At 38.4% G+C, this 4,656-nt stretch carries 6 protein-coding genes; 2 read left to right on the top strand and 4 right to left on the bottom strand.

Annotation, left to right across the window (positions count from 1 at the left end; all coding sequences use genetic code 11):
• From TSYNT_RS00775 to TSYNT_RS00765, 3 genes are all read right to left on the bottom strand, one after another.
• The coding region (locus TSYNT_RS00775) for an Rpn family recombination-promoting nuclease/putative transposase (protein WP_114272574.1) at window positions 1-277 on the bottom strand (277 nt) is incomplete at its 3' end.
• A 362-nt stretch (window positions 278-639) separates the two neighbouring features.
• Entirely contained in the window at window positions 640-1,485 is an 846-nt protein-coding gene (locus TSYNT_RS00770; protein ID WP_059031287.1) for a thiamine phosphate synthase, read from the bottom strand.
• 2 nt (window positions 1,486-1,487) lie between these two features.
• Entirely contained in the window at window positions 1,488-3,065 is a 1,578-nt protein-coding gene (locus tag TSYNT_RS00765) for a hypothetical protein (protein ID WP_059031286.1), read from the bottom strand.
• Window positions 3,066-3,447: 382 nt separating this feature from the next.
• On the opposite strand from TSYNT_RS00765, the gene TSYNT_RS00760 reads away from it, so the two are divergent.
• Together TSYNT_RS00760 and TSYNT_RS00755 are read left to right on the top strand one after the other, a co-directional pair.
• Entirely contained in the window at window positions 3,448-3,837 is a 390-nt protein-coding gene (locus TSYNT_RS00760; protein WP_238142610.1) for a helix-turn-helix domain-containing protein, read from the top strand.
• An 87-nt stretch (window positions 3,838-3,924) separates the two neighbouring features.
• Window positions 3,925-4,311, top strand: coding sequence for a helix-turn-helix domain-containing protein (locus TSYNT_RS00755; protein ID WP_059031284.1), 387 nt, complete (start codon window positions 3,925-3,927; stop codon window positions 4,309-4,311).
• A 140-nt stretch (window positions 4,312-4,451) separates the two neighbouring features.
• Here the strand turns inward: TSYNT_RS00755 and TSYNT_RS00750 are convergent.
• The coding region (locus TSYNT_RS00750; RefSeq protein WP_114272573.1) for a DUF4351 domain-containing protein at window positions 4,452-4,656 on the bottom strand (205 nt) is incomplete at its 5' end.

Here is a 4,656-nt window from a genome sequence, read left to right as displayed (position 1 = left end):
AGAGTTGAAATGCTATGTCCTTTGATGGATAGCTTTTATGTTCAAAGAGAAAGTAGATATAGCCTTGTGTATTATTTATGTTTACTTTAAATAAAAGATCTGAAAAGCTTTCTTCTAAGTCCTTGTTTATAAAGCTGTCTTTTTGAAGTTCAATAGTTTTAAGGTCTATAATATCTAATATGCTTTGAGGCAAGTAGTTAGTAAAAAAGTCCTCTGCTACTTCTACATTGCCGAATATTTCTTTAAAGAATTTGTCATGGGGGTTTTGTATTCCCATTTCATCACCTCTTTACCCTATTATACCTTATAATTTAAGAAGATAGTAGGGGGTAAGATCTTAAGTAACACGCAGCACAAGGAGACTGACCCATTGTGTTATTGGCATTGTTGGCACCGAAAATCTTGCCTTTGCAGAGACAAAACCCGGCACCTTTTGATGCCGGGTTTTTACCATTTCTGTCATTGTAAATAAATTAATCTATGTCATCCTGAGTGAAACGTGGTGAAGCAAAGAATCTTAAAAGCAAAGTTAGGCATGGCCGGCAGGCGGTACTGCTAGCGAAAGATCTTTCGCTAGTGCTTAGGACGATTGTGAGGTACTCAGGATGACAGTATTAAGTTTCTCCAATATCTCCTTTTTCACTCTATGTTAATATATTGTTTTACGGCGTCTGACACTGCTTTTGCAGCTAGTTGATCAAACGATGTGCCTACAACTATAATATTTACTCCGGTATCTTTAAAAGCTCTAAAGTTTTTAAGGTTTATTCCTCCTTCTGCCAGCGTAGGAGCTTTTTCTACTGTTTCTACAAGAGCCTCGACTCTTTCTTTTACTATCGGATGCATGCCGCCTGCAGTAACACCTTCATATGTCATTCCTGTCATAAGTCCTATCATGTCTACTCCCAGCTCCTCCATTTTTTGTGCAGCATCTGCAACTTCTTCTGGCGTCCTGGCAGGTATCCCCAGTAAATGCTTATCATCAGGATGAGCAATATATGCATCAACTAACAATCCGTATTTATGAGCTTTTTCAACCCACTCCTCAAGGTCTTCTAGATTAGTTTTATGTGTATGTAAACAATCTGCACCTGCTCTAGCAATTTTGTAAAAGTCCTCATCTGCTAAAATTGTCGGCTGAGTTTCTGCAAATCCTCCCGGAACCCCAACAGTAATAAAAATTTCTTCCCCCACCGCATTCCTAACACCGGATATGACTTTTAACATTTCTTCCAGGGGAAGTTTATGTCTTACCGCCTCAGCTTCATGCATATCGCCAGCCCCATATAAACCTCTTGCTAAAACAACTGCCGGATGATTTGGTTCAAGCAATTTAGCTCCTGCCTCAACTGCTGCTTTTGCCATTCTAGCATCATCTCCTGTTATGCCAGTGCTAAGAAGAGTTGTCCCTTTATGTATTTTTATAGCATCCCAGACTTTTTGAATAGCCCTTTCTCTTTTTAATTTCATATCGCCTTTAATCATATTTACTGCACCTCCGCTTTATTTTCCGTACTTTTATTTTTGTGTAAACGATTTGCCATTGCTGTCAAAACAAACGCAATTACGAATGCTGTGAGCATTGATAAAATAAATCCTGTCGGATTATTTGACATGAATGGTGCAACTAATATAGGAACATATCCCATACCTCTAGCATTGAAAAAACCTGCAACTGCCCCGCCTAAAGTAGCACTAATTAACGCTGTAGCAAATACTAGTTTGTCAGCAAACATAAACGGATAAGCCGCTTCAACAAAAGTTCCAAAAGCCATTAACACAAAAAAGCCCGGCGCCGCTGCTACTCTATCAGCTTTTGTCCGCGGATACACTATATTCGCAAGTGTAATGCCTGCTGCAGTAACTACTAAACCAATTGCATCAATGGCTCCCAAAAAGCTGTTCCCATACTTTTCCATTTCTAAAAGAATTATGGGTAAGATAGCGGCATGATAAACACCGCCGATTATAGCCGGCCATATTAAAAGTCCTGCAACCGCTCCAGCTATTATCGGGTTATAGTTTAAAGCTGCTTGAATCAGTAATCTTACACCATTACCTGCCGCAAAGGCTATTGGTGAAAATCCAAAATACATTACAAGGCCGGATAATAATCCAGATAAGCCGCCGGATAGAATATTGACAGTAGTTGCCGGGAAATTCCTTTTTACGCTAAATGATACAATATATGGAACCGCTACTCCCGCTGCTATTCCACCAAGTAATCCGCCTAGAACCCCGCCTTTTGTAGACAAGGCTCCTGCCACTACACCTGCCACAATACCCACTTCATCAAAGCCCGATACTTGTTTTGCAGCAACAACAGAAACTACGACAGGAAGCGCATTTATCATCGTTTCAAAAACTTCATTAAACATACTAAGACCCGGCACCCTACTCAAAGCTATTGTTATCGCCATTGCAATAAATGCCGGTAAAGAAGTTACCATTATGCCTCGAAAGTTTATTCTTTTAAACGGATTTTCTTCGGATACATCTTCTTTTTTCAGTGAACCAATCACCGGTTTATATTTTGTTTTCCAATAATTTGCAAGGCCTGCTGTATAAGACACCGCTCGAGTGCGGTTTGTAGAACCTGTTGTCCCTGAGGCCGCTACAACATTTAAACCCATAGACCGGGCAATTCCGCATGATGTGCCTCCTGTTCCCACAGCAGGTATGCCTTTCTTTGCTCCGGCTTTTATTGCTTCGGAATTTATTCCTTTAGGATCGGCACTCACAAGAATAAGCGCATCTATCTCTCCGTTTTCTATTTGTTCTGCCAAAACTTTATCGAAATCTCTTGCCCGCTTATTTACATCCTCCAGCTTTCCTTCATAAACTACATTTAATTGACCGTTTTCTAAAACTATAAGTTTTGCAGGTGTAGAAGGTTTTGCTTGATCCATAGAAGTGCTTGCTGCAATAAATTGAACATAAGCAAGCTCCATATCGGCAGCATCAAGCTGCATTTGTATTTCCTTAATTAATCCAAAAGGGTCTTTTCCGCCAAGATTGTAAAGGTTTCCACCACTGCTTCCAATTACGGCTACTCGTTTTTTCAAAAAATCACTCCTTTGTATATTGCTATAAATTTCACTTTCTGCTAATTAATTACAATTACAACGTAAAAGACGCCTTACATCTTCTGTAATAAAAGTTTATTGATTTAGATGGTTTACTAGAGTATCATATAGTTAAAGTAGAGTTTGCCGGGGTTTGCACCGATAATGCTAACCCCCGGTTAAATTATGTATTGATTTTTAAAGTTGACTTTTATTATCACCGCCTTTTGCGAACTTTTAGGACTGCTCATATTTATATTGTCAATAACATGGCTATGATTATTAAAAATGTTTTAAGAATGTCTTGTTATTTTATAGTATACGAATATTTTCGGATTTTGTCAAGCCTTAATACTAAATATTTCTGATTTCATTTTTGGAGGTGTGTGAAATAGATTTATTACCTGGTTTTGGCGAACGTTTAAAGGAGGCTATTCAGCGGAAGGGATACACTCAAAAAGAATTATCTGAGATACTCGGAGTAAACCAGGACACAATTACTAATTATGTGCAAGAAAGGTCATTTCCTAAAGCTGATATGCTGTTAAATATATGCCAACTTCTAGATGTTTCTGCTGATTGGCTGCTTAAAGGCGAGACGGAATATCTTGATATGACAGGATTATCAGACGAGGAAAGTAAACTTATAAGGATTTTCCGGATGTTGGATTTGCGAGATAAAGAGGAAATAATGCTGATACTAAAACTAAAATACGACTTAACTCTTCATAGAAAAGAAAATTCAAATCCTCACAATAATGGTAATAAATAAAATGGCTTCAAGAAAACTCAGGTAGAATAACTGTCCCTTTGTATTTTTTTGTGGATAAAAACTTATTTTCCGGTGGGGGTTTAAATCTTGGAAATAGGTGAGAGGATAAAACACTTGCGAGAAGAATCAAGAATTACACAAGCTGAATTGGCTAAGGAAATAGGAGTTTCTCCAGGAAATGTCGGAGATTGGGAAAGAGGAAGGGCAAAGCCTAGATTTGATGCTTTATTGGCTTTGAGTAGATTTTTTCAAATATCTGTTGACTGGCTTATGACTGGCGAAGATACAAGCTATCACAAAGAGGTGTATCCTGAAAAGATTGTACTTCAGAGGCAAGACTTGGAGCTACTGCCTCTTTCTAATGAAGAAAGAGAGATATTGATGAAATTTCGTACTCTAACAGAAAGTGAGCAATTGAAGTTAAAAAAGCTCCTAGATGGCAAAGATACTTCCACGCCTTTACTTAAGCAATAGCTTATTTAAAACTCATAACGAAGCTCGAGAAATGAACAGCACAAGGGGTCAGTCCCTCTGTGCTGTTCAACAAAACCGCTAATTACCGTAATTGCCGCACCTGTCTGTTTTTGAAAAAGTCGGGTGCCAGATCCTTATAGTTAGTTAATATACTTTTTCACATCATCTAAGCTTTCATAGTCAAAGATGCCATCGATTATTATCTCTAGGGTAACTGAATCTAATTTTGATATCTTGGATTTAAGTTCTTCCGGCAAAGGGCCGAACTTTCTGCTAAGTAGTTTTAGTGCAGTTTTCGCAAGAGCTGTTACTTGACCTTTTTCCAGCCCTTCTTCAAGTCCTTTT

Source organism: Tepidanaerobacter syntrophicus (assembly GCF_001485475.2).
GTDB lineage: Bacteria > Bacillota > Thermosediminibacteria > Thermosediminibacterales > Tepidanaerobacteraceae > Tepidanaerobacter > Tepidanaerobacter syntrophicus.
The sequence above is the reverse complement of the archived record's forward strand: the minus strand, read 5'-3'. Positions and strand labels throughout refer to the sequence as shown.